Source organism: Pseudomonas sp. 30_B, assembly GCF_017491605.1.
Lineage (GTDB): Bacteria > Pseudomonadota > Gammaproteobacteria > Pseudomonadales > Pseudomonadaceae > Pseudomonas.
This window is the reverse complement of record NZ_JAFGYY010000007.1, coordinates 231,248-256,021: the sequence shown is the minus strand read 5'-3', so window position 1 is coordinate 256,021 and position 24,774 is coordinate 231,248. Positions and strand designations below refer to the sequence as shown.

23 protein-coding genes and 1 pseudogene are annotated in these 24,774 nt (G+C 66.1%); 14 read left to right on the top strand and 10 right to left on the bottom strand.

The annotated features are described in order from the left end of the window. The 6 genes from J5M67_RS10540 to J5M67_RS10515 all read left to right on the top strand — a co-directional run bounded on the left by J5M67_RS10540 (nt 1) and on the right by J5M67_RS10515 (nt 3,170). The gene (locus J5M67_RS10540; protein WP_207885248.1) at nt 1-474 is read left to right on the top strand and encodes an SRPBCC family protein; all 474 of its coding nucleotides are present in this window, start codon (nt 1-3) and stop codon (nt 472-474) included. A gap of 92 nt (nt 475-566) precedes the next feature. Next, complete coding sequence (locus tag J5M67_RS10535) at nt 567-938, top strand: nuclear transport factor 2 family protein (protein WP_207885247.1); 372 nt, start codon at nt 567-569, stop codon at nt 936-938. Nucleotide 939: 1 nt separating this feature from the next. After that, a complete protein-coding gene (locus J5M67_RS10530; protein ID WP_207885246.1) occupies nt 940-1,752 on the top strand; it encodes a class I SAM-dependent methyltransferase in 813 nt (270 codons plus the stop codon). Between the two features lie 79 nt (nt 1,753-1,831). Continuing rightward, complete coding sequence (locus J5M67_RS10525) at nt 1,832-2,287, top strand: DUF3237 domain-containing protein (protein ID WP_207885245.1); 456 nt, start codon at nt 1,832-1,834, stop codon at nt 2,285-2,287. A gap of 69 nt (nt 2,288-2,356) precedes the next feature. Then, nucleotides 2,357-2,785: a thiol-disulfide oxidoreductase DCC family protein gene (locus tag J5M67_RS10520; RefSeq protein WP_207885244.1), complete on the top strand. Its 429-nt coding sequence runs from the start codon at nt 2,357-2,359 to the stop codon at nt 2,783-2,785. Next, a complete protein-coding gene (locus tag J5M67_RS10515; protein WP_207885243.1) occupies nt 2,778-3,170 on the top strand; it encodes a DoxX-like family protein in 393 nt (130 codons plus the stop codon). Before J5M67_RS10520 ends, J5M67_RS10515 begins: the two co-directional genes overlap by 8 nt. On the opposite strand, the gene J5M67_RS10510 is transcribed toward J5M67_RS10515, so the two are convergent. Beyond that, on the bottom strand, nt 3,167-3,910 hold the full coding sequence (locus tag J5M67_RS10510; protein WP_207885242.1) for a TorF family putative porin: 744 nt from the start codon (nt 3,908-3,910) through the stop codon (nt 3,167-3,169). The genes J5M67_RS10515 and J5M67_RS10510 overlap by 4 nt on opposite strands. A 155-nt stretch (nt 3,911-4,065) precedes the next feature. Beyond that, nucleotides 4,066-5,823 carry an amidohydrolase gene (locus tag J5M67_RS10505; RefSeq protein WP_207885241.1) on the bottom strand — a complete coding sequence of 586 codons (1,758 nt, stop codon included), beginning with the start codon at nt 5,821-5,823 and terminating at the stop codon, nt 4,066-4,068. A 114-nt stretch (nt 5,824-5,937) separates the two neighbouring features. Here J5M67_RS10505 and J5M67_RS10500 point away from each other — a divergent pair, with 114 nt between their 5' ends. Next, nucleotides 5,938-6,846: a LysR substrate-binding domain-containing protein gene (locus J5M67_RS10500; protein WP_207885240.1), complete on the top strand. Its 909-nt coding sequence runs from the start codon at nt 5,938-5,940 to the stop codon at nt 6,844-6,846. A gap of 5 nt (nt 6,847-6,851) precedes the next feature. On the opposite strand, the gene J5M67_RS10495 is transcribed toward J5M67_RS10500, so the two are convergent. The 5 genes from J5M67_RS10495 to J5M67_RS10475 all read right to left on the bottom strand — a co-directional run bounded on the left by J5M67_RS10495 (nt 6,852) and on the right by J5M67_RS10475 (nt 13,284). After that, nucleotides 6,852-7,460: a LysE family translocator gene (locus J5M67_RS10495; RefSeq protein WP_207885239.1), complete on the bottom strand. Its 609-nt coding sequence runs from the start codon at nt 7,458-7,460 to the stop codon at nt 6,852-6,854. A 53-nt stretch (nt 7,461-7,513) separates the two neighbouring features. Next, nucleotides 7,514-8,350 carry an AraC family transcriptional regulator gene (locus J5M67_RS10490; protein WP_207885238.1) on the bottom strand — a complete coding sequence of 279 codons (837 nt, stop codon included), beginning with the start codon at nt 8,348-8,350 and terminating at the stop codon, nt 7,514-7,516. 108 nt (nt 8,351-8,458) lie between these two features. Then, nucleotides 8,459-10,063 (bottom strand): FMN-binding glutamate synthase family protein, encoded by a 1,605-nt coding sequence (locus J5M67_RS10485; RefSeq protein WP_207885237.1) that lies wholly within the window; start codon nt 10,061-10,063, stop codon nt 8,459-8,461. A 309-nt stretch (nt 10,064-10,372) separates the two neighbouring features. Continuing rightward, nucleotides 10,373-11,752 carry an L-serine ammonia-lyase gene (locus J5M67_RS10480; RefSeq protein WP_207885236.1) on the bottom strand — a complete coding sequence of 460 codons (1,380 nt, stop codon included), beginning with the start codon at nt 11,750-11,752 and terminating at the stop codon, nt 10,373-10,375. A 752-nt stretch (nt 11,753-12,504) separates the two neighbouring features. After that, nucleotides 12,505-13,284, bottom strand: coding sequence for a helix-turn-helix transcriptional regulator (locus tag J5M67_RS10475; protein ID WP_207885235.1), 780 nt, complete (start codon nt 13,282-13,284; stop codon nt 12,505-12,507). A 149-nt stretch (nt 13,285-13,433) separates the two neighbouring features. Between J5M67_RS10475 and J5M67_RS10470 the strand changes: the two genes are divergently transcribed. The 3 genes from J5M67_RS10470 to J5M67_RS10460 all read left to right on the top strand — a co-directional run bounded on the left by J5M67_RS10470 (nt 13,434) and on the right by J5M67_RS10460 (nt 16,445). Beyond that, nucleotides 13,434-14,255 carry a carbon-nitrogen hydrolase family protein gene (locus J5M67_RS10470; RefSeq protein ID WP_207885234.1) on the top strand — a complete coding sequence of 274 codons (822 nt, stop codon included), beginning with the start codon at nt 13,434-13,436 and terminating at the stop codon, nt 14,253-14,255. A 163-nt stretch (nt 14,256-14,418) separates the two neighbouring features. Continuing rightward, nucleotides 14,419-15,741, top strand: coding sequence for an APC family permease (locus J5M67_RS10465; RefSeq protein ID WP_207885233.1), 1,323 nt, complete (start codon nt 14,419-14,421; stop codon nt 15,739-15,741). Nucleotides 15,742-15,800: 59 nt separating this feature from the next. Continuing rightward, nucleotides 15,801-16,445, top strand: coding sequence for a glutathione S-transferase family protein (locus tag J5M67_RS10460; RefSeq protein WP_207885232.1), 645 nt, complete (start codon nt 15,801-15,803; stop codon nt 16,443-16,445). A gap of 329 nt (nt 16,446-16,774) precedes the next feature. On the opposite strand, the gene metR is transcribed toward J5M67_RS10460, so the two are convergent. Beyond that, nucleotides 16,775-17,695, bottom strand: coding sequence for a transcriptional regulator MetR (gene metR, locus J5M67_RS10455; RefSeq protein ID WP_207885231.1), 921 nt, complete (start codon nt 17,693-17,695; stop codon nt 16,775-16,777). A gap of 124 nt (nt 17,696-17,819) precedes the next feature. Between metR and J5M67_RS10450 the strand changes: the two are divergent. After that, nucleotides 17,820-18,887 (top strand): annotated as a pseudogene (locus J5M67_RS10450) (5-methyltetrahydropteroyltriglutamate--homocysteine S-methyltransferase); the annotation flags it as partial. Nucleotides 18,888-18,926: 39 nt separating this feature from the next. Here J5M67_RS10450 and J5M67_RS10445 read toward each other — a convergent pair. Further along, nucleotides 18,927-19,364 carry a CopD family copper resistance protein gene (locus tag J5M67_RS10445; protein ID WP_207885230.1) on the bottom strand — a complete coding sequence of 146 codons (438 nt, stop codon included), beginning with the start codon at nt 19,362-19,364 and terminating at the stop codon, nt 18,927-18,929. A 201-nt stretch (nt 19,365-19,565) separates the two neighbouring features. On the opposite strand from J5M67_RS10445, the gene J5M67_RS10440 reads away from it, so the two are divergent. Further along, a complete protein-coding gene (locus tag J5M67_RS10440) occupies nt 19,566-20,561 on the top strand; it encodes an alpha/beta fold hydrolase (protein ID WP_207885229.1) in 996 nt (331 codons plus the stop codon). A 151-nt stretch (nt 20,562-20,712) separates the two neighbouring features. Here J5M67_RS10440 and J5M67_RS10435 read toward each other — a convergent pair whose 3' ends face one another. After that, the gene (locus J5M67_RS10435) at nt 20,713-21,627 is read right to left on the bottom strand and encodes a LysR substrate-binding domain-containing protein (RefSeq protein WP_207885228.1); all 915 of its coding nucleotides are present in this window, start codon (nt 21,625-21,627) and stop codon (nt 20,713-20,715) included. A gap of 102 nt (nt 21,628-21,729) precedes the next feature. On the opposite strand from J5M67_RS10435, the gene J5M67_RS10430 reads away from it, so the two are divergent. Both J5M67_RS10430 and J5M67_RS10425 read left to right on the top strand, forming a co-directional pair. Continuing rightward, the gene (locus J5M67_RS10430; RefSeq protein ID WP_207885227.1) at nt 21,730-22,815 is read left to right on the top strand and encodes a tartrate dehydrogenase; all 1,086 of its coding nucleotides are present in this window, start codon (nt 21,730-21,732) and stop codon (nt 22,813-22,815) included. 231 nt (nt 22,816-23,046) lie between these two features. Continuing rightward, nucleotides 23,047-24,666 (top strand): BCCT family transporter, encoded by a 1,620-nt coding sequence (locus J5M67_RS10425; RefSeq protein ID WP_207885226.1) that lies wholly within the window; start codon nt 23,047-23,049, stop codon nt 24,664-24,666. Nucleotides 24,667-24,774 lie beyond the last annotated feature (108 nt).

Here is a 24,774-nt window from a genome sequence, read left to right as displayed (position 1 = left end):
GTGGCCGTGCGCCGTCTGCGATTCATCATGCCGGCGTCCGCCGAGGCGGCGTTCGACGCCTTCCATGATCATCGCCAACGTCTGCGCTGGGACACGCTGTTGTCCGAGGCGTATGTGGAGGGTGGGGCCGCTTACCCTTCAATCGGAGCGATATCGGTGAATCGCGGACGGGGCTTGCGGCGCTGCTTCATGTTGCGCACGCGCTTTGTCAACTTCGATCCGCCCAGGCGCGCCGCTGCCGTGCTGGTGGAGCCCAGCGGCCTGTTCCGGCACTGGGCGGCCACCTTGCAGCATCGTGATATCGAGGCGGGCCAGTCCGAGTTGCTGTATAGCTTCGACCTGGCTATACGCCCGCGCTGGCTGGGACGTTGGATGGATGCCTGGGTGGCGGCATTCTTCGAGCGGGCCATCCGTCGGCGCTTTGCCGCTTTGGCAAGTTATCTGCGGTCGCGGCCTGATCCTGCGCTTGGTTGACCATCGCCCCGGTCGTCGCCGCAAACGGCGTGGCCGGGGTGCGGTGCTAGCCTTCCCCGATACCCGACGCACCGACAGGGAGGGCTGCACAGATGAGCAACTACACGGCGGAAAGCGCCGCCATCAACCGCGTTCTCACGGATTACGTGGAGGGCATGACCTTCGCCGACGAGGCGAGGTTGCGCCAGGCGTTCCATCCGTCCTGCAAGATCATCGGCAATTACCACGGCGAGCTGGAATGGGCCTCGCTGGACGACTTCATCGGTGCGATCAAGGCGGAGTCGCCGCCCTCCTCGGGCGAGCCGCCGGTGTGGGAGCTGAAGTCGCTGGACATCACCGGCGACAGCGCGGTGGCGAAGGTGACCGATGATTTCCTCGGCATGCATTTCACCGATTACCTGTCGCTGCTGCGCATCGGCTCGCAGTGGTCGATCATCAACAAGCTCTACTACCTGCACCCGTGACGTGGAACGTATCGGCCTGCGCGGTACGCCGGAAACGCTGCTGATCACCTTCTATGCCAAGGCTAAGGAGAGCGAGCTGGCGGACAGCCTGTTGCACGACCATGTCGCCCGGCGCGCGCTGGAGCGGGTCGACTACGACTTCGGCCGCCTGCATCTCGGTCGCTCCGGATGGATCGGCGTGGCGCTGCGGGCCAAGCTGTTCGACGACTGGGTGCGCGACTTCCTCGCCCGTCATCCGCAGGCGACGGTGCTGCAGCTGGGCTGCGGGCTCGACAGCCGCGTCTGGCGCATCGATCCACCGTCCACCGTGCAGTGGGTCGAGGTGGATTTCCCCGAAGTGATCGCCCTGCGCGAGCGTCTGTATCCGCCGCGGGAAAATTGCCATCTGGTCGCTTCCGCGCTGACCGCGCCGGACTGGTGGCGTGGGGTGCCGGTCGACCGGCCCGTGCTGATCGTCGCCGAGGGCGTGCTGCCCTATGTGGAGAGCGAGGCGGTGCCCTGGCTGCTGCGCGCGCTGGTCGCCCATTGCCGCAGCGGCGAGCTGATCTTCGACGGCTACACACGGCAGGGCATCCGCTGGATGCAATACCACCCGATGATCCGCAAGACCGGCGCGATCCTGCACTGGGGCATCGACGACAACGCCGAGCTGGAGGCGCAGGTGCCCGGACTGCGCTTCGTCGACGCGGTCGAGCCTTATGACGAAGCGCAGATCGCCCGGATGTCCCCGGGCGTGCGCCTGCTCTACCGGATCACCCTGGCGATTCCGCCGTTGCGGCGCATGGGCCGGCTGTTGCGTTACCGGTTCGGTTGAAGAGGGGCGCTTCGGCTGAGCATGGCCGGCGCCGGAGCCGGCTGCTTTACTCAAGGGTGCATGGCGATAGGAGCTGTCGATGAAACTCGAGCCGCTGATGAACATGAGCGTGAAGGCAAGCGTGCCGCTGGAGATCGGCCGGGTGCCCCACGGCCAGCGCCTGATCTCGGCGGCTGGCGGCGGCACCTTCCAGGGCCAGCGCCTGAACGGCGAGGTGTTGCCCGGCGGTGGCGACTGGATCCTGGTGGACAGCGACGGCGGCTGGCACCTGGAGGTGCGCCTGGTGCTGCGCACCGACGATGGCGCGCGGATACTGATGCAGCACAACGGGCTGCTGGTGGCCAATCCGAAGATCATCACGGCGGTATCCCGGGGGGAGAGCACGGAATACGGCGACACCTACTTCATGATCCAGCCGCGTTTCGAAGTCGGGGATGAGCGCTACCGCTGGCTGAACCATCTGCTCGCGGTGGGCGAGGGGCGGCTGGGGCCGGGCTGGGTGGAGTATCGGTTGTATTCATTGGCCAATGGGTGAGCGATGAGATCCCGTAGTTGTCACATACTCCGGGCAAAGTGTGCGGACCAGGTTTCTGGAGACCAGGCCATGCCGCTGCCCCCCAACATGCTTCCCGGTGACAAAGTCGTGCTGTTCGACGGCGCATGCCGCCTGTGCAACGGCTGGAGCCGCTTCCTCCTGCGCCATGACCGCCAGCAGCGCATGAAGCTGTGCAGTGTGCAGTCGAAGGAGGGCCAGATGATCCTCGACTGGTTCGGGCTGCCGACCGACTACTTCGACACCATGCTGTACATCGACGGTCACTGCGGCTACGACCGCAGCGAAGCCTTCCTCCGCGTGATCGGCCAGTTGCCGGCGCCGTGGAGCTGGCTGCGTATCCTGTGGCTGGTGCCCATGTCCTGGCGTGATGCGTTCTATGACCGTATCGCCCTCAACCGCTATCGCCTGTTCGGCCGTGAGGAGCGCTGCCTGGTGCCCTCGCCGGAATTCCGAGGGCGCTTCCTGGGCAATGGCTAGCGCCGCCATCGCGCGTCTGGTACTGGGCGTGGTGTTCCTCTACCACGGGCTGGTGCCGAAGCTGTTGTTCCTGAGTCCCGACGAAGTGCGCATGATCGAGGCCCATGACTGGCCGCTGTCGACCCTGCGCGTTGCCCAGGCCGCGGGTGCCGCGGAGATGGTCCTGGGGCTCGCCATCCTCCTGCTGCGTCGCAGCCGCTGGCCACTGTGGATTGCCGCCGTGGCCCTGGTGGCCTTGCTGGCGGACGTGGCGCTGTTCTCGCCGGCGCTGCTGCTGGGCGCCTTCAACCCGGTCACCACCAATATCGCCGCGCTGGCGCTGTGCCTGATCGCCCTGCAGGGCGAGCGGGGCGCGCGGCTGCCCCGCCCGAATGCCCTGCGTTAGAAGCTCTTCGACACACCGGCCACCACGGTGGCGGTGCAGACGTCCTTGTAGCCGTTGTTGTTGAAGCACTCGTTCTGCGAAAGATCGGTGTCGATATAGCTCAGCGACCAGTCCAGCCCCACCAGTTCGTGGCTCAGCTTGACCTCCCACTCGTTGTAGCCGTCGCGGGTGTCGCCGCTGCCGGAGAGGTAGAGCGGGTCCTTGGCGTCGTTGTGGCCGAAGCGCGTACGCAGCTTGAACTCGGCCGGCAGATCGGCGTTGTAGGCCAGGTAGCTGTAGAGGTTGCTGTTCTTGTCGCCGAAGTAGTTGGGGTAGTCGTTGCCGTAGTAGACCCCCGCCTCGAAGCCGTAGGCGTGGAGGATGGCGTAGGTGTCGCTCTGGTTGAACTGGCTCGACTTGGGATAGGTGTATTTGACGTAGCCCAGGTCCAGGGCCACGTCCTCGTTGGCCTGCCAGTACCAGCCGGCGTAGTAGTCCACTTCCTGGCGGGTGTCGTAGCCGTAGCCGTAATCGACGTTGGAGGTCCAGGCGCCTGCGTACAGACCGCTGACGTGCTGCAGGGTGAGGCCGAACTGGGCGGCCGGGTCGCCCTTGGTCTGCGAGATGCCGCGGGTGCGATAGTCGCTGACCAGCGCGGCGTCGATCTGCAGCATGAAGTCTTCGTTGAGTTCCACGGCCTGGGTGTGGGTGAGCGGTGCGCAGGCGAGCAGCGCACCGAGGAGCCATTGCGGGCGGTTCATGCGGATGTCCCTTTGTTGTGATTGTCTGTGGGGCAGTGTGAAAAGGCCCGCGCAGCGCCAGCCCGCTCGACGTCGCCGAGGGACTTGAAGAGAGGGCTGGGCTGGCGGGCAGGGCGCCAGGGGTGTTCAGACCCCGGCGCAGGAGCCCGACTCGGTCAGAGAGCCGGAGCGTCGTCGGCGCGGTAGACCTCGCGACCTTCGAACAGGGTGTGCAGCACGCGGGCTTCGCCCAGTTGCTCGTCGGGCACGGTGAACACGTCACGGTCGAGGACGACCATGTCGGCCTGCTTGCCTGGAGCGAGGGTGCCGATCTGCTTGTCCAGGCCGATGGCCTGCGCGGCGTTGCGGGTGTAGGCGTAGAACATGGTTTCGCGGTCGACGCGCTGGTCGGCGCCCAGCACGCCCAGTTCTCCCTTGCGGGTAACGGCCTGGTAGATGGCTTTCATCGGGTCCGGGGTGGACACCGGCCAGTCGCTGGCGCCGGCGATTTCGGCGCCGTTGTCCAGCAGGGACTTGGCCGGGTACATGCCGCGGTATTCGTCATCGCCGATGTAGGGCTTTACCAGCTCTTCGGTGTAACTTTCCGCAGCGGCCCAGTCCAGCTGCATCGAGGCGATCACGCCCAGCTGCTTGAAGCGCGGGTAGTCCTGCGGAGTGACCAGTTGCAGGTGGGTGATCGAATGGGCGACGCCGCTCTGGCGATCCTTGCGCGCCTGCTCGATGCCGTTGAGCGATTCGCGCACCGCGCGGTCGCCGATGGCGTGGATGTGCACCAGCCAGCCACGCTTGTCGGCGGCACTGACCAGCTCGCCGAAATGCTTCGGATCGATCAGTAGTTCGCCGGGCTTGTGGCTGTTCTTGTATTCCTCCAGCAGTGCGGCGGACTGGGCCGGGAATTCGATCACGCCGTCGGCGAAGACCTTGATGCCCGGCAGGGTCAGGTTGGGGATGCCCTGGAACTGCTGGCGAACCTTCTCGATCACGTCCAGGTCGGCCGGGGTGCTCTTCGGATTGACCACCTGCAGCGCCGCGACGTGGGCGGTGAGCTTGCCGTCGCGAGCCAGGTCGCGGTAGGCCGGCAGGATGCCGACGCTCTTCTCGGTGGGCTTGATGTTGAACACCGCCTCACCCGGGGCGCCGTTGGCGGCCGGGTCCATCCAGGCGGTGATGCCGAGGCTGTTGTTGTATTGCACCGCGGCGAGGCCGGCGCGATCCAGGGTCTTCTCGTCAGCGGCCGGCATGGCGGCGGCAACCAGGTCGAAGCCGGAGTCGACGACGAAGCCGGTGGGGTTGAAGTTCTTGTCGTGGGCGACGTTCTTCTGTTCCAGCTCGCTCAGGCCGCGCACGCGCTTGGCGTCGAGGCCTGCACGCTTGAGCATGGCGGCGTTGGCCCAGGCGGTGTGGTGGTCGCTGCCGATCAGCACCACCGGCACCTTTGCCCACTCGCCGTGGTTCAGGTGCTTGGCCAGTCCGTCGGCCTGGGACCAGTAGCTGGAGTGCATACCGTTCATCACCACGATGTCGCCCTTGCGCGCCTTGCCGCTGTCGCGGTCCTGCTTCAGGCGCTTGATGAAGGCGTCGAGGTCCATCTGCTCATCTTCCAGGCTGGCGGAGATCAGCTCCAGGCCGCCGAACACGGCGTGCGAGTGGCTGTCGATGAAGCCCGGCATCAGGACCTTGCCGCCAAGGTCGACGACCTTGCTCTTGGCATCGCCCAGGGCGCGGATTTCGTCGTTGGAGCCGACTTTCAGCACTTTGCCGTCCGCCACCGCGACGGCCTGTTGCAGCGCCTGGCCGGGTTCGGCGGTGAAGACCTTGCCGTTAAGCAGAATCAGGTCCGCGTTCTGTGCCTGTGCTTCCAAAGTGCTGAGTGCGATCGCTACTGCCAGCGCGCCTTTGAGCCACGTGTGCATGAGTTACCCTTGTGTGCCGGTTGATTTTTATTGGTCTGCGCAAGAGGCTATCGGGGTGGCTAACGGCCAGAAAGGCGCTATCGCTCATAACACTTGTGAACGTTTGGAACGAATATGGACAAGTTCAGCAGTCTGGAGATGTTCGTCGCCAGTGCCGAAACCGGCAGTTTCAGCCGCGCCGCCGAGCGTCTGGGCAAGACGCCCTCCGCCGTGACCAAGGCCATCGGCCTGCTGGAAAGCGAGCTGGGGGCGCGGCTGTTCGAGCGCACCACGCGCAGCATGTCGCTGACCGAGGCGGGCCAGCTTTACCTGGAAGGCGCCCGCGAAGTGCTGGAGCGCATGCGCGAGACCACCGAGGAGATCGCCCAGTTGCACCACAGCCTGCGCGGCGTATTGCGGGTCACGGCGCCGCTGGTGTTCGGCCCGGCCTTCCTCGACCAGGCCTGTGCGGACTTTCTCTCCCAGCACCCGGACGTGCGCTTGCAGGTGGACCTCTCCGACAGCTACCTCGACCTGCTCGATGGACGCTACGACCTCGCCCTGCGCATGGGCAACAGCGACCTGCCGGGGCTGATCGCCCAGCCGCTGGCCGGCAGCCGCCTGGTGGTCTGCGCGAGCCCGGCCTATCTCGCGCGGCGTGGCACGCCCACGCACCCGCACGAGGTCATCGAGCACGAGTGCCTGATCTACCGCCATCCGGCGCTGGAGGACCGCTGGTGGTTCGACCTGGGCGGCGAGCGCTATTCGACGCCGCGCCATGGGCGCCTGAGCAGCGACAACCAGGAAGTGCTGCTCCGGGCCTGCCTGGATGGACACGGCCTGCTGCCGTGCCCGCGCTGGAGCGTGCTGGAGCATCTGCGCTCCGGGCGGCTGGTCACGGTGCTGGATCCGTTCTATTTCGAGCCGGACACCTTCGGCGCGCAGATTCTTGCGGTGTACCCGAGCAACCGCCGGGCCACGCGCAAGATTCACGCCTTCATCGAACATCTGCGCGCCGCGCTGCAGCGGAACGGCATCGCCTGAGCCACTCAGAGCAGCGCGCCGGCCCAGGCCGAGATCAGCAGCAGGATCGCCATCAGCTGGTTCAGCCGCTGCAACTGCCGGGGGGAGAGCAGGCGCTGGCTGCCGATGCCGAGGCTGGCCCAGACGCTCATGCAGGGGATCGACACCAGGAAGAACAGCAGCGACAGCAACTGCACCCGGTCCAGGCGGTCGGCACCGTGGCCGGCGTACACGCTGACCACGGCCAGGGCCATCATCCAGGTCTTGGGGTTCACCAGTTGCAGCGCGGCGGCGCCGACCAGGCCCAGCCGCGCCACGTCGCTATCCCGTTCCAGGCTGGCCGGCGGACTGCGGAAGATCTGCCAGGCCAGCCAGCTCAGCCACAGCACCCCGACCGCGCTCATGGCCTGTTGCACACCGGGCAGGCGCGCCAGCGCCTCGCCCAGGCCGCTGCCCACCGCCAGCACCAGCGCGGCCGCCGCGCCGCAGCCGCCGAGGATGATCGGCAGCGCCGCGCCCCAGCCGAAGCGGGCGCTGTTGCTGAACACCAGCAGGTTGGTCGGGCCGGGGGTGATGGCGGAGACGAAGGCGAAAAGCAGGAAGGGCAGCCATTGGCTGGTCTGCGCGAGGGTCATGGCGAGGGCTCCGCTGAATCAGTGGGAGCCTTATCTTCGCCAGCGCTTGCGGCTCAGTCTGGAAGCTTTGAGCAGCGTTTGCGGTAGTAGGCCGGCGTCACCCCGTAGGCGCGGCGGAACCAGCGGCCGAGGTGGCTCTGGTCGGCAAAGCCGAGGTCCGCGGCCACCTCCGCCGGTGCGAGGCCACGGCCGAGCAGCTGGCGCGCGCGGGCCAGGCGCAACTGGATCAGGTAGGCGTGCGGCGGCAGGCCGAAGGCCTGCTTGAAGGCGCGGGTCAGGCGGAAACGGTCGCAGCCGCAGGCACGGGCGAGGTCATCCAGGCCGATATCCTGCATCAGGTTGGCGTGCAGGTAGTCCCGCGCCCGCTGCGCCACCAGCGGCAGGTGCGGTTGCGCCACGCTGCGCTGGCGCCATTGCAGGCGGCGGGTGAGGCCGTCGAGCAGGTCGTCGATGGCGGCCTGGCGGACGATCTTCAGGTCGTTGCCGTGCACCGCCTGGAAGGCGTTATCGATTCGTGGCACCAGCTGCGGGTCGTCGAACAGCAGTTCAGGGACGCCGAGCTGGCAGTTGGCCGGGGCCTGTTCGAACAGGTTGCCGATTTCCCGCTCCAGCCAGGGAGCGTCGAGGTAGAGCATGCGGTAGGTGAAGCCGCCTTCGGTGGGCGCGTCGCCGTCGTGGATGTCGCCGGGTTCGAGGAAGAACACCTTGCCGGCGGTGCTGATGTGCCGTTCACCCCGGCAGCGGAACTGCTGCACGCCGGATTCGGTGAAGCCGATCAGGTAGCTGTCGTGCCAGTGCGGGTCATAGGCGTGACCCTTGAAGTGCGCGCGCAGGCTCTGGATGCCGGTGTCGGCATCCTGCAGCAGGTCGATCCAGTTGTCCTTGTGCATGGGCCGTTCTCGCCTCGCTTGCCCGGTTGGCCAGCATAACGCGCGAGGGGAGGCTGTCTGGAAGATTCGTGCAGCCATCGATCCGATGGCCGCACGATCAGGGGAGGATCAGCCGGCCGCCGCTTCGAAGCTGTCGCTGCGCGCCATGCGCCAGATGCGCTCGTAGAACTCACCCTCGATGTCACCCGAGAGCAGCTCGCCGGGCTTGAGGAAGTAGTGCAGGTGCGAGAACAGGCGGATCTCGGTGGCCGAGACGCGGCGCACCAGGTGCTTGGCTTCCAGTTGCGAGGGATGCTGGATGCCGGCGGCGGCGATCATTTCGGCCAGACCCTTGAGGGTGTTGTGATGGAAGTTGAACACCCGCTCGGCCTTGTCCGGCACCACCAGCGCGCGCTGGCGCAGCGGGTCCTGGGTGGCCACGCCGGTCGGGCATTTGTTGGTATGGCAGCTCTGCGACTGGATGCAGCCGATGGCGAACATGAAGCCGCGTGCCGAGTTGGCCCAGTCGGCGCCCATGGCCAGCACACTGGCGATGTCGAAGGCGCTGACGATCTTGCCGCTGGCGCCGATGCGGATCTTGTCGCGCAGGCCCAGGCCGACCAGGGTGTTGTGCACGAACAGCAGGCCTTCGCGCATCGGCAGGCCCATGTGGTCGGTGAATTCCAGGGGCGCCGCGCCGGTGCCGCCTTCCTTGCCGTCGACCACGATGAAGTCGGGGAGGATGCCGGTCTCGTGCATGGCCTTGGCGATGCCCATGAACTCCCACGGGTGGCCGATGCACAGCTTGAAGCCCACCGGCTTGCCGCCGGAGAGTTCACGCAGCCTGACGATGAAGTCGAGCAGTTCCTTGGGGGTGCTGAAGGCGCTGTGGGAAGAGGGCGAGATGCAGTCCTGGCCCATGGGCACGCCACGGGTGGAGGCGATTTCCTGGGTCACCTTGTGCTTGGGCAGGATGCCGCCGTGGCCGGGCTTGGCGCCCTGGCTGAGCTTGATCTCGATCATCTTCACCTGCGGGTCGACCGCCTGTTTGGCGAAGCGCTCGGGGCTGAAGGTGCCGTCGTCGTTGCGGCAGCCGAAGTAGCCGCTGCCCAGTTCCCAGGTCAGGTCGCCGCCGTATTCGCGGTGGTAGGGGCTGATGCTGCCCTCGCCGGTGTCATGGATGAAGCCGCCCATCTTGGCGCCCTTGTTCAGCGCGCGGATGGCGTTGGCGCTGAGGGAGCCGAAGCTCATCGCCGAGATGTTGAACACCGAGATGGAGTAGGGCTGCTTGCACTCCGGCCCGCCGACGTCGACGCGGAAGGTGCGCGGATCGGAGACCGGCGCCGGGCGGATGGAGTGGGCAATGAATTCGAAGCCCGACTGGTAGACGTCGATCAGGGTGCCGAATGGCTTGTCGGCGGTCTCGTTCTTCGCCCGCGAGTACACCAGGGCGCGCTGGGCGCGGGAGAAGGGCAGTGCCTCCTGGTCGCCTTCGAGCAGGTACTGGCGGATTTCCGGGCGGATGGCTTCGACCAGGTAGCGGATGTTGCCGAGGATCGGGTAGTTACGCCGCACCGCGTGGCGGTGCTGGCACAGGTCGATCACGCCCAGCACGCTGAGGGCGAAGGTCAGCAGGGTCAGCGGCCAGACGTCGCCAAGGAACGGCAGGCTGATCAGGGTGAACAGGACACAGGCGGCGAAGAAGGCATAACGGCTCAGGAGCGACAGGTTCATGGAGTCTCCAGTCGTCGGGGATATCACGGGGGAGGGGGTCGAAAGGACCGCAGAAGAGCATGGCAGGCATTGCGCGAACGCGCCTGCGCGACAGTCTACGTGGCGGGCCTTTGGAAGGTTTTCGATTGTTCTGCGGATGCGACGTTAGCTCGAAGAGGGGAAAAAAGAAAGCTAGCTAACGATTTTCTCCGGGGGTGAGAAGGTTTGTCTCGGGCGGTGCAAGAAATGGCCGAGCGGTTCCTTGTAGGAGCGGGCCATGCCCGCGATCGCGCGCATAGCTCGCTCCTACGCCTGCCGCAGTGGCACCACTCAACAGGCAATCACATTCACCGCCAGCCCGCCCTTCGAGGTCTCCTTGTACTTGTCCATCATGTCGCGCCCGGTATCGCGCAGGGTGTCGATGGCCTTGTCCAGGCTGACCAGATGCTGGCCATCGCCGCGCAGGGCCAGCTGGGCGGCGTTGATGGCCTTGAGCGAGGCCATGGCATTGCGTTCGATGCAGGGCACCTGCACCAGCCCGGCCACCGGGTCGCAGGTCAGCCCGAGGTTGTGCTCCAGGCCGATCTCGGCGGCGTTCTCCACCTGTTCCAGGCTGCCGCCGAGGACTTCCGCCAGGCCGCCGGCGGCCATGGCGCAGGCCGAGCCCACTTCGCCCTGGCAGCCCACTTCGGCGCCGGAGATCGAGGCGTTGAGCTTGCACAGGATGCCGATGGCGGCGGCGGTGAGCAGGTAGCGTTCGATGGCGTCCGCGTTGGCCTGGGTGTCGTAGCGGGCGTAGTAGTGCAGCACCGCCGGAACGATGCCGGCGGCGCCGTTGGTGGGGGCGGTCACCACCCGCCCGCCGGCGGCGTTCTCCTCGTTCACCGCCAGCGCCCAGAGGTCCACCCAGTCCATGGCGCCCAGGGTGCTGGCGATCAGGTTGCCGCTGTCGGCTTCGTTCAGCCGGCGGTAGAGCATGGGCGCGCGGCGGCGCACCTTGAGTCCGCCGGGCAGGGTGCCTTCGGTTTCCAGGCCACGGCGTACGCAGGCCTGCATTTCCTCCCAGATATGCGCAAGGCCGGCGTGGATTTCCGCCTCGCTGCGCACGGCGAGCTCATTGGCCCACATCAGGTCGCTGATGCGTTTGAATCCCTGCTGGTGGCACAGGCGCAGCAATTCCTCGGCGCTGTGGAAGGGGTAGGGCATGGGGCTGTCGGGCAGGGCACGGTCGGTGTTGAAGTCGGCCTGGTCGACCACGAAACCACCGCCCACGGAATAGCAGATGCGCTCGGCCAGCAGCTCGCCATTGCCTGCCAGCGCCCGCAGGTGCAGGCCGTTGGGGTGGGCGGGCAGGCTGTCGTCGTGGAAGACCAGTTGCTGCGCCGGGTCGAAGTCGATTTCCCGCACGCCGCCCAGGCGCAGGCGATGGCGCAGCAGGATGTCGTCCACCTGTGGCGCCAGCGCGGCCGGGTCGGCTTCCGCCGGGTCGATGCCGAGCAGTCCGATCAGGCAGGCGCGGTCGGTGGCGTGACCCTTGCCGGTGGCGCTGAGGGAGCCGTAGAGGTGCACCTCGATCGCTGTCACCTGTTCCAGCAGGCCCTCCGCCCGCAGGCGGTCGACGAACTCGCGGGTGGCGCGCATCGGCCCCACGGTGTGGGAGCTGGACGGCCCGACGCCGGGCTTGAACATGTCGAAAACGCTGAGGCTCATGGGGAATTCCTCCTGTCCTCAAGCATGGACCCGCATTGGCGCGGATGCTCACCGGCCGCTCGACGGCTGGTGGGGACTTTGTGCGGGAGCGCCCTGTGGGCGCCAATCGCGGGCATGGCCCGCTCCTACGGTGCTGGTTGAGGCTCGGCTCGCGTAGGAGCGGACCTTGTCCGCGATCCGGCCGGCAGGTCGGTGGTCGGGGATTGCACCGCTATCGCAGTGATCGCGGAGAAGCTCCGCTCCTACGGGAGCAGAAGCAGCTGTTGCTGGGGTTGGGTGTTTCTGCGCCGCTTCGGCGTGTGTTGGGAGATATTGTTTCGCCCCCTCGGGCGAGTTACTTTTCCAAACGCCGAAAAGTAACCAAAAGGCTTGCCCCTGCATCCGGCCCCGGCTTCGCCGGGGTGCCCTCGCTCCATCGGAGTTTCAGGGGCCCGCGTCGACGGGCCATCCATGGCCCGACGACGCTCTCGCGGCATCCATGCCGCTCAACCCCTGAAACTCCGATTCCACTCGGCCTCCTGAAGGGGCGCTCCGGTGCGTGCGGATATTGTTCTGGAAGACATTAAGAGCAAGGACAACAGCCAAAGCCAGAACGCTGTGCTGGTTCTCGTAGGAGCGGACCTTGTCCGCGAAGGCTAACCACATGCACCCACGTTGCAGGAGGAACACCCGTAGGGCGAATAACGCGCAGCGTTATCCGCCGCGATGGGTATCGCTGCGCTCCACGCCATCCTACGGGCGCGTTGCCGGCCTCACCCCTGCGCCTGCAGAAACAACGAGAACAACTCCGACTGCGACTTGATCCCCAGCTTCGCATACATGTGCTTGCGGTGGACCTTCACCGTCTCGGCGGAGATCGCCAGCTTGCGGGCGATTTCCTTGCTGGAGCAGCCGCTGAGCATCAGCCGGCCGACTTCCAGCTCGCGGGCGGTGAGCGGGGTTTCCACCTGCTGGGCAGTGGCTTCCAGGCGGTTCTGCCAGCGCGGCGGCGGGGGCGCTTCCTGGATTTCGCATTCGAAGGTCATGCGCTGGCGCATCAGCCCTGCCACCCAGGGCTGCACCAGCCCCAGCAGGGCGATCTGCTCGGGGGTGAAACGGCCCTTGCTGCCCACCGAGCAGCACAGGGTACGTTCGCCGTCGAGCTGCACGTTGATCTGCACCTCGTCGGCCACCACGTTGAGGCGGAAGTAGCGCTGGTAGTAGTCGGTCTGCTCGAACATCTCCGGCGCCACGTCGTCCAGGCGGAACAGCCCGCCGCCCGGCGCTTCGCGGCTGGCGATGTAGAAGGGGTCGAGCAGGTAGAGGCCCTTGAGGTAGTCCTGGAACAGCGGGTCGGGGCCGCCGTCCTCGCCCGGGCATTCGGCGAACACCTGCGGCCTGCCATCGCTGAAAAGCAGCACGACCCAGCTGTCGAAGGGCACATACTGGCCCAGCAGGCGTACCAGCAAGGTCCAGAAGTTCGGCTTGTCCAATGCCTCGATCAGTTGCCCGACCGAGCGGTGCCAGGCGATGTCCTGAAGGGAAAGGCCCATGACTCTACCCCCGTTGGGTTACCACGCGGGCGTAATTACCCGGTGAGGGCGCCACCGGCATACTCGGTCCGTAGCCTGAGCCGGCGCGGCGTGCAGTTTGATCCTTTTGCAGCGTGCGGTCACTGGAAGACAAGAATCAGAGGAAGCCCATGAAAGTCGAACTTGTGCAACTGGCCGGCCGTGATGGCGATGTGGCCTGGAACCTGGCCCGTACCCTGGAGGCCATCCACGCCTGCGCAGCGGACACCCAGCTTGTGGTGTTCCCCGAGACCCAGCTGACCGGCTTCCCCACCGAGCAGAACATCGCCGCCATCGCCGAACCGGTCGACGGCCCCAGCGTACAGGCCGTGCAGCGCGCCGCGCGGGAGAAGAACATCAGCGTTGCCGTGGGCTTCGCCGAGGCCGCCGCCGACGGTCGCTTCTACAACACCACGCTGCTGATCACCCCCGAAGGCATCGCCCTGCAGTACCGCAAGACGCACCTGTGGGCGTCGGACCGCGGCGTCTTCACCCCCGGCGACCGCTACGCCACCTGCCTGTGGAACGGCGTGCGCGTGGGCATCGTGATCTGCTTCGACATCGAGTTCCCGGAGTCCGTCCGCGCCCTCGGCCAGCTCGGCGCCGAACTGGTCATCGTGACCAACGGCAACATGGACCCCTATGGCCCGACCCACCGCACCGCGATCATGGGCCGCGCCATGGAAAACCAGGCCTACGCGGTGATGGTCAACCGTGTTGGCGAGGGCGACGACGGCCTGGTGTTCGCCGGCGGCAGCGCCGTGGTCGATCCCTTCGGGCAGCTGCTCTGCGAGGCTGGCCGCGAAGAGTGCCGGCAGATCGTCGAACTGGACTTCGAGCGCCTGGCGCAGGCGCGCCGCGACTACAGCTACCTGGCCGAGCGCCGCTTCGTGCTGCCGGGCGAAATGCGCGAGCACGCAGACGGCCTGCGCGAGCTGATCATTCCGGCCTGACGTTTCCTTCCGGCCCGACTCTGTTCGGGCCGGGGCGCAGGGCCGCGCCGCCACAGCGATTCTCCAACACCGACGTGCGCCCCGAGCGCCCGCGCGGCTTGCGGGTGAGCGCAAGCCAGACATTTGCACTGCCCATAACAAACACAATGTGGAGTAAGCAGTAATGGCTCAACTGAAACGAACCCTGTCGCTGGGTTCGGTGGTGCTGTTCGGCATCGCCTACATGACCCCGATCATCGTCCTCGGTACCTTCGGCATCCTTGCCGACGTCACCCGTGGCGTAGTGCCGTCAGCCTACCTTGTCGCCTCCGTAGCCATGCTCTTCACCGCGCTCAGCTACGGGCGCATGGCCGCCGCCTTCCCGGTGGCCGGTTCCGCCTACACCTACGTACGCAAGTCGATCAGCCCGAAGCTGGGCTTCCTCGCCGGCTGGGCGGTGCTGCTGGATTACCTGTTCCTGCCCATGGCCATCTGGCTGATCGGCGCGGCCTACCTGCATTCCGCGTTCCCCGCCGTGCCGCAGGCCCTGTGGGTACTGGCGTTCATCGGCGTCACCACCGCGATCAACGTGGTCGGCCTGCGCCTGGCGAAGAACATCAACGGCGTGCTGATGCTGGTGCAGTTCCTCGTCCTGCTGGCCTTCGTCGGCCTGGCGATCCACTATGTGCTGGGCGACGCCAGCCGTCCGCTGTGGACCCTGGAACCCTTCCTCAAGGAAGGCACCCAACTGCCGCTGATCATGGGCGGCGCGGCCATCGCCTGCTATTCATTCCTGGGCTTCGACGCCGTCAGCACCCTGACCGAAGAAACCCACGAGCCGCGCAAGACCATTCCGCGAGCGATCCTGCTGATCACCCTGATCGGTGGTGGCATCTTCATCGCCGCCAGCTATTTCGTACAGCTTGCACACCCGTCCGTGGAATTCCAGAACGCCGATTCCGCCGCCTACGAAATTGCCCGCAACATCGGCGGCGATCTGTTCGTCAGCTTCTTCCTCATCGGCCTGATCGTCGGCCAGTTCACCTCCGGGCTGTCGGCCCAGGCCAGTGCCTCGCGCCTGTTGTTCGCGATGGGCCGCGACGGCGTGCTGCCGCGTCCGTTCTTCGGTCGCATCAGCAAGCGCTTCGAGACGCCAGTGAACAGCATCGTGCTGTGCGGCGTGGTGGCCCTGCTGGCGCTGCGCATGGATGTCACTACCTCCACCTCGTTCATCAACTTCGGCGCCTTCCTGGCCTTCAGCCTGGTGAATCTCTCGGTGATCTTCCACTACTACCTGAACGCCGAGCGCCGCGGTCCGCGCGAGCTGGTGCTGTTCCTGCTGTTCCCGCTGATCGGGCTCATCGCCGATCTGTGGCTGATGGTCAGCCTCGACCACCTGGCGATCTGGCTCGGCGCCACCTGGCTGGTGCTGGGCGTGATCTACCTCGCCGTGATCACCGCCGGCTTCCGCGAGCAACCGCCGGAAATGAGCTTCGACGAGGCGTGACGGCCTGAGGGGGCTATGCTGGGGGCTCCATGCAGTGGCGTGCCACAGGAGAACCCGCCATGTCCCGCATCACCCTGTATCACTCGCCCCAGACACGTTCCAGCGGCACCCTGGTGCTGCTGGAGGAGCTGGGCGCCGAGTACGATCTCGAGCTGATCAACATGAAGGCCGGCGAGCAACGCCAGCCGGCCTACCTGGCGATCAACCCGTTGGGCAAGGTCCCGGCGATTCGCCACGGCGAGGCGCTGGTCACCGAGCAGGGCGCCATCTTCCTCTACCTGGCCGACCTCTTCCCCCGCGCGGGGCTGGCGCCCGCCCTGGATGACCCGCTGCGCGGCCCCTACCTGCGCTGGCTGGTGTTCTACGGCTCCAGCTTCGAGCCGGCCATCGTCGACCGGGCCCTCAAGCGCGACCCGGCGCCGTCGGCCATGAGCCCATACGGCGACTACGACAGTGTGATGCGCGCCATCGCCGAACAGCTGGAAAACGGTCCCTACCTGCTCGGCAGCCGCATGACGGCTGCCGACGTGCTGTGGGGCGCGGCCCTGCGCTGGACCATCGGCTTCGGTGTGGTGCCGAAGCTGCCGGTGTTCGAGCGCTACGTGGAGTTGGTCACCTCGCGCCCGGCTTTCACCCGGGTCTGGGAGCGCGACGTGCAGTGGGCGGCGGAACATGCACGGGCGGCCGAGGCGAAGTCGCCGTGACGCCGGAGAGCAGGGGGTAGCCGCAGGTGAGGAGTTGTGGAGGGCCGCCGTGTATTTTGCGAATACGGTCTCAGGTGGCGTGGGAAGTTTCTTTTTTGCCTGTAGCTTTCTTTTCCGGTTGGCAGGGCTGATCAATGATTGCCCCAACGCCGCGTCGTTCCCCATCTCGCGGCGTCTACACCAACCATAACGACTATCAAGCTGTGCATCCGTTAGGTCCCGAAGCCCATCCTTCATGGATGGGCTTTTTTTCGTTCGCTGTTCGGGGCGCTTCAATCTCCCTTCATTCATCGAATGAAGTATGAAAAGTCTTGCGTGAGACTCCAGTGTCAGCCCTTCGCCGCGCTGACGCCTTCCAGGGTGGCGAAGGAGGTGTCCTTTGCGGTCAGCAGGAAGTCGCGCATGAACGGCGCGTCCAGCATGTCAGCGCGGATCGCCGCGAACAGCGTGCAGTACAACCCTTTCTCGCCCAGGCGCTTGGCGGTGACGTAGCCGCGCGAGCTGTATTCGTGCAGCGCCCAGTTCGGCAGGCAGCACACGCCGCGGCCGGAGGCCACCAGCTGCATCATCATTACCGTCAGCTCCGAGGTGCGAATCTGCGCGGGCTCGACATCGGCGGGTTCGAGGAAGCGGGTGAAGATGTCCAGGCGGTCGCGCTCCACCGGATAGGTGATCAGCGTCTGGCTGGCGAGGTCGTCCGGGACGATACAGGACTTGCCGGCCAGCGCGTGGTGATTGTCCACCGCCAGCAGTGCCTCGTAGGTGAACAGCGGCACATAGGTAATGCCGGCGAGATCCACCGGGTCGGAAGTCACCACCAGGTCGAGGTCGCCGCGGGCCAGCGCCGGCAGTGGGGCGAAGGAGAAGCCCGAGGCGAGGTCCAGCTCCACCTCCGGCCAGGCATCGCGGAACTGGTCGATGGTCGGCATCAGCCACTGGAAGCAGCTGTGGCATTCGATGGCCATGTGCAGGCGGCCGGCGGTGCCACCGGCCAGGCGCGCCAGGTCGCGTTCGGCGCCGCGCAGTTGCGGCAGCACGCTGTCGGCCAGTTGCAGCAGGCGCAGGCCGGCGCTGGTGAAGCGCACTGGCTTGGTCTTGCGGATGAACAGCGACAGGCCGAGGCGGTCTTCCAGTTCCTTGAACTGGTGGGAGAGGGCGGATTGGGTGAGGTGCAGGCGCTCGGCGGCCTCCACGAGGCTGTCGGCCTCGCGCAGGGCGTGGAGGGTTTTCAGGTGACGGAGTTCAAGCATGATGCCGGCCTCGACCTCAATATGAGGAAAACTTGATTTCAACGCGAATGAATTGAGTTTGTCTCATGGGTGGCCGGCTGTCGACAATGCCTGCATCTGACGTATTGGTTTGGAGATTTTCGCCATGGCATTGGCCCACACCCTCGGCTTCCCCCGCATCGGTCGCGCAACTGAACTGAAGGCCGCGCTGGCAGCCTTCCGCGACGGCGAGCTGGACGAGGCCGGACTGCGCAACGTGGGACGCGAGTTGCGCGCCGCGCACTGGCAAGCACAGACGGAGGCCGGCATCGAGCTGCTGCCGGTGGGGGATTTCGCCTGGCAGGACGCGGTGCTGACTCACTCGCTGACCTTCGGCGTGATTCCCGCACAGGGCGGCAAGCCGACGCTGCAGACCCTGTTCGCCATGGCTCAGGAGGGGAGTGCTGCACAGTGGTTCGACACTGAACACCACTACCTGGTCCCGGAATTCAGCGTCGACCAGCAGTTCGAGCTGAGCTGGGAGCAGCTGTTCGAAGAGGTGGACGAGGCGCTGGCGCTCGGGCACCCGGTCAAGCCGGTGCTGATCGGCCCGCTGACCTACCTCTGGCTGGGCAAGCTCAAGGGCGAACATGCCGGCTTCGACAAGCTCGACCTGCTGGAGCGCCTGCTGCCGGTCTATGGCCAGATTTTCCAGCGTCTGGCGGCGCAGGGCGTGGAATGGGTGCAGATCGACGAACCGATCCTGGTGCTCGACCTGCCGCAGGCCTGGAAGAACGCCTTCGAGCGTGCCTACAACCTGCTCCAGCGCGAGCCGCTGAAGAAGCTGATCGCCACCTACTTCGGCGGCCTTGAGGACAACCTCGGCCTGGCCGCCAGCCTGCCGCTGGACGGCCTGCACGTCGACCTGGTGAGCGCGCCGCGGCAGTACCAGTCTGTCCTCGACCGCTTGCCGTCCTACAAGGTGCTGTCCCTGGGCCTGGTGAGTGGCGGCAACGGCTGGGACTACGATCTCCAGTCGGCGCTGGATGTGCTGCGCCATGCCCATGAGCGCTTGGGTGAGCGGCTGTGGGTGGCGTCGTCCTGTTCGTCGTTGCAGGGTTTGGAGGATGCGCCGGACGGTTCCCAGGCCGCCGCCGCGCAGAAGTGCGTCGAGGTGGCCTTGTTGGCGCGGGCGATCAACCAGCCCGACGCGCCGGACGTGCTCGCCGCGCTGGCCGGGATCGAGCGCCGCGCGTGTGCCTGAGGGAGTGAGTCAGAGGTAGAACATGCCCTTGGCCAGCACCACGATGGCCAGCACATGTACGAACACGCTGTAGTGGATGCGCCGCGAGCGCTGGCCGGTCATACGGCCAGTGCGGAAGGAGTGCATGGCGAAGGCGAAATGCCCGAGCACGCTGGCGGCCAGCAGCAGCTTGAGGCTGAGCAGGGTGGCGAAGGTGGATGCCAGCGGATCGGCCAGCAGCGGCAGGTAGCGCAGGAACAACATGCCCAGGCCGCAGCCGAACAGGACGAGAATCGCCCACGGCATCAGGCGCCGGGCACGCCGCCCGACGGCGGCTTCCACTGCGCGCATGGCCCGTGCCGGCACGTGCTGGCGGACGCCCTCCAGGATCAGCACTTCGAAGAACACCGTGCCGACGAACAGGATCGCGGCCAGCAGGTGCAGGGTGAGCAGGAGCGGGTAGGCCATGGCGGCGGATTCCGGAGAGTGGGAGCGCTATCTTCGCCAGTGGCCCAGGGCTCGCCCATGATCCGCGTCATGCCCGTGTTGATGACAGCCGCATGACCGCTCAGCGCCTTTCATCAAACTGTCACGGTCCTGTGGCAGAGCGAATGACGGAAATTCATCAGAATCCCGCTCCACTGGGGTTTTGCGTTCCGGATTTTCATGATGCGTGCTTTGCTGCTGGCGGTCGCCCTGTTGTGCGGACTGCCCCCTCTTTCTTTTGCCGGCGATCGTTGCGATGCCAGGGTGCCGACCGAGATGGTCGACCTCGGCGACGTGCGCCTGGCCTACCAGAGCATCGGCCGTCCGCAGGACCCGGCGCTGCTGCTGATCATGGGCCTGGGTGGCCAGCTGATCCACTGGCCCGACGAAGTAGTCGAGGCGCTCTGCCAGCAGGGTTTCCGGGTGATCCGCTACGACAACCGCGACGTCGGCCTGTCCGCCTGGCGCATTCCCACGCCCACCGGCAACCTGACCTACGAAGTGATCCGCTACCGCCTGGGCCTGCCGGTGAGCGCGCCCTACAGCCTGACCGACATGGCGGGGGATTCGCTGCGCCTGCTCGATGCCCTGCACATCCAGCGCGCCCACGTGCTGGGGGCGAGCATGGGCGGAATGATCGCCCAGCATGTCGCCGATATTGCCCCGGACCGGGTGATCAGCCTGACCCTGGTGATGACCAGCTCCGGCGCCGAGGGCCTGCCGGCGCCCAGCGAGTCGCTGCTGCGTCTGCTCGCCCGGCGCGAGGCGGCGAGCCGCGAGCAGGCCATCGAGCAGCAGGCCGACCTGCTGGCCGCGCTCGGCAGTCCCGAAGTGCGTGACGATCGCCAGCAACTGCTGGAACAGGCGGCCCGCTCCTACGACCGCGCCTTCAATCCCGAGGGCGTGCAGCGACAGTTGCTGGCGATCCTCGCCGAGCCGAGCCGGGTGGAATTGCTCAACCGGCTGGACGTGCCGACCCTGGTGGTCCATGGCACCGCCGATCCGTTGCTGCCGGTGATGCACGGCGTGCATGTGGCGGCGCATATCCGGGGTTCGGAGCTGAAGCTGATCCCCGGCATGGCGCATCGCTTCCAGGAAGATTTCAAGGAGCCGCTGCTCGGTGCGGTGCTGCCGTACCTGCGGGCGCATCAGGGCAGTGGACACGTGGCGCAGCTATAGCGCCGCATGGCTCTTGGTAGGAGCGAGCTTGCTCGCGAACCAGATTATCCGGCGAGTTCTGGCGTCAGGCGGTTCGCGAGCAAGCTCGCTCCTACGAAAAGAGGGTTCTGCGCAACGGGTTTCCAGCGGCGTAGGGCGGAATCCACGACCATTACGTCTCCGGCAAGCTGTAGCGCTCGGCGAAGTACTGGCGGAGAAACTCCACCGCCACCCGTACCTTGGCCGAGCTGGCCAGCGGCGCGGTGTACACCGCCCAGATATCCGCCGGCTGCTGGTACTCCGGCAGCACCCGTACCAGTCGCCCGTCGGCCAGGCTGTCGTGCACGTCCCACCAGGAGCGCAACAGGATGCCGCGTCCGTCGAGGCACCACTGGTGCACCACCTCGCCATGGTTGGACGACAGTGGCCCCGTCACCTTCACGTTCTCCTCGCCGCCGGGCCCCTGCAGGTGCCAGATACCGAAGGGGTGGTCGCGCTCCTTGATCACCAGGCAGTCGTGCCCGGCCAGATCCGCCAGGGTGCGCGGCGTGCCGCGCCGTTCCAAGTACGCGGGGGCGGCGCAGAGCACCCGGCGGTTGCGCGCCAGCGGCTTGGCGATCAGGTGCGGGTCGATCTCGTTGCCCACCCGCACATCGAGGTCGAAGCCTTCGTCGATCAGGTCCACCAGGTGGTCCTGCACATCCAGGCGGATATCCAGCTGCGGATGGCGCACCGCCAGTTCCGACAGGGCAGGGGCGACAAAGCGCCGGCCCAGCCCGAGGCTGCTGGCGATGCGCAGCTGGCCGCTGGGCTCGCGGTGCAGGGCGGAGACGTCGTCGCCCATGCGCTGTACCGCATCGAGGATGCGCAGCGCCCACTGGTAGACACGCTCGCCGTCCTCGCTCACCGACACCCGACGAGTGGTGCGGTGCAGCAGGCGCACGCCCAGGTCCTCCTCCAGCAGGCGGATGCGCTTGCTGACGAAGGCGGTGGACATGCCCAGCTCGGCGGCGGTGCTGGCGAAGCTGGAACGGCGGGCGACCTGGATGAAGACCCGCAGGTCTTCGAGGCTGGGTAGATTGTTCACGATTCGTGATTCAAGAATCCACAGAAGTGGTGATTATGTTTGATTTTGCGGCTTATAGCATGAGGGGCACTACTCCCCCATCCCATCTGCAAGGGTGCCCTCATGAGCAAGACATACAGAATCGCTGCCATTCCCGGTGACGGTATCGGCCACGAAGTCCTTCCCGAGGGCCTGCGCGTGGTTCAGGCGGCGGCGCGCAAGCACGGCCTGAATCTGGAGATCGAACACTTCGAGTGGGCCAGCTGCGACTACTACCTCGAACACGGCAAGATGATGCCGGATGACTGGTTCGAGCAGCTGCAGCAGTTCGACGCCCTGTACTTCGGCGCCGTCGGCTGGCCGGACAAGGTGCCCGACCACATCTCCCTGTGGGGCTCGCTGCTGAAGTTCCGCCGCGAGTTCGACCAGTACGTGAATATCCGCCCGGTGCGCCTGTTCCCCGGCGTGCCGTGCCCGCTGGCCAACAAGAAGCCCGGCGACATCGACTTCGTGGTGATCCGCGAGAACACCGAGGGCGAGTACTCGTCCTTGGGCGGCCGCATGTTCGAAGGCACCGAGAACGAGTTCGTGCTGCAGGAGTCGGTGTTCACCCGTCGTGGCGTCGACCGCATCCTCAAGTACGCCTTCGACGTAGCCCAGACCCGCGAGCGCAAGCACGTCACCTCGGCGACCAAGTCCAACGGCATGGCCGTGAGCATGCCCTACTGGGACGAGCGCACCGCCGCGATGGCCGCCAACTACCCGGAGATCAGCTGGGACAAGCAGCACATCGACATCCTCTGCGCACGCTTCGTGCTGCAGCCGGAGCGCTTCGACGTGGTGGTGGCTTCCAACCTGTTCGGCGACATCCTCTCCGACCTCGGCCCGGCCTGCGCCGGCACCATCGGCATCGCGCCGTCGGCCAACCTCAACCCCGAGCGCAAGTTCCCCTCGCTGTTCGAGCCGGTCCACGGTTCGGCGCCGGACATCTTCGGCAAGAACATCGCCAACCCGATCGCCATGATCTGGTCCGGCGCGCTGATGCTGGAATTCCTCGGCCAGGACGACGCGCGCTACCGCGCCGCCCACGACGACATCCTCAGCGCCATCGAGCAGGTCATCGCCAACGGCCAGGTCACCCGCGACATGGGCGGTCAGCTGTCGACCCAGGCGGTCGGCCAGGCGATTGCCGAAATCGTCGCCGGCTAAGCCCGGTCGGCTCGCGGTGACGCCCGTCCTGGACGGGGCGTGGTGTCACCGCGAGGCGATGGACAGCTCTTGCGTTACGCGACAAACCACCGCACACTGTTAACCAATAGATTTGTGTTAACCAATGGTTGATTGATAGGAGAAACATCAACCTGACCTAGCGCTGCACTTCATGTCCCGCCTGCCTGCGACGGATGTGAAGCATAAAAAAATCGTCCCAGGAGACGCCTGATGTCCCACAAGAATAAAAAGGTCGATGTATTCCTGATCACCATGAGCCTGGTTGCCGTCCTGCTCACCGTGATCGGCCTGGCTGCCTTCCCGGCGGAGGCGGAACACGCGGCCAATCAGCTGTTCGAGTTCTCCACCCGTTCCTTCGGTACCGCGGTCCAACTGCTGATCTTCGGCAGTTCGCTGGTGGTGCTGTACATCGCCTTCAGCAAGTACGGAAACATCCGTCTGGGCAGCGGCAAGCCGGAATACTCTACCGCCACCTGGGTATTCATGTTCATCTGCGCCGGCATGGGCTCCTCGACCCTCTACTGGGGCGTGATGGAGTGGGCCTACTACTACCAGTCGCCCGGCCTGAACATCGTTCCGCAATCCCGTGAAGCCCTGGAATACAGCGTCAGCTATTCCTTCTTCCATTGGGGCATCAGCGCCTGGTCGATCTACGCCCTGGCCTCGCTGGCCATGGCCTACCACTTCCACGTGCGCAAGAAGAGCGGCCTGAACCTGGCTTCCATCGTCGAGGCCGTCACCGGCTTCAAGGCCACCGGCCCCGTCGGCCGCCTGGTCGACCTGGTGTTCCTGCTGACCATGATGGGCGCGCTCACCGTGTCCCTGGCGCTCACTGCCTCGACCCTGACCCGCGGCCTGTCCGGCCTGGTCGGCACCCCGGACACCTTCACCGTGCAGGTCATGGTGATCGGCATGATCGCCGTGCTGTTCTCCCTGAGTTCCTACATCGGCATCGACGGCGGTCTGCAGAAGCTGAGCAAGATCGTCTGCTACGGCGCCCTGGTGTTCGCCGCGGTGGTGCTGCTGGTCGGCCCGACCCAGTTCACCATCAACAACACCGCCAATGGCATCGGCCTGATGATCCAGAACTACGTGCACATGAGCCTGTTCACCGACCCGGCGGGCGACGGCGCGTTCACCCGCAACTGGACCGTCTTCTACTGGCTCTGGTGGGTGTCCTACGCACCGGGCGTGGCGATGTTCGTGACCCGCGTATCCCGTGGCCGGCAGATCAAGGAAGTGGTGTTCGCCCTGCTGATGGGCGGTAGCTTCGGCTGCTGGTTCTTCTTCGGCGCGCTGGAAAGCTACAGCATGCACCAGTTCATCACCGGCGCCATCGACGTACCGAAGATCCTCACCGAGCACGGTGGCGAGAGCGCGGTGGAAGCGCTGCTGATCGGCCTGCCGTGGGGCAAGGTGTTCCTCGCCGTGTACCTGTTCATCATGGCCGTGTTCTGCGCCTCGCACATGGACGCCGCCGCCTACGCCGTGGCCGCCACCAGCACCCGCAACCTGGAAGAGGGCGACGACCCGACCCCGACCCACCGTCTGTTCTGGGCCGTCACCCTGACCCTGGTGCCGCTGGCCATGCTGTTCGCCAAGGCCTCGCTGTCGACCATGAAGACCGCCGTGGTGCTCACCGCGATCCCGTTCACCCTGATCCTGCTGGTGAAGGTGTACGGCTTCCTCAAGTGGATGCTGGAGGACTATTCCAAGGTGCCGGCCTACCGCATCGAGGAAGAGGCCGCCGCCATGGCCGATGAGGCGCTGCCGGAAAGCATCGGGCCCGCGCCGGTGCGCAAGCCGCTGGCCGAGGCAATGGCCCAGTAACTCCTGCGTGGCGCCGTCCGCCTATGGGCGGCGCCACCCGCAGGCTTTTTTTTGCCTGTTTTGTTAACCAATAGGTTGCAGTTAACCAATAAGTAAATCGACCGCCTC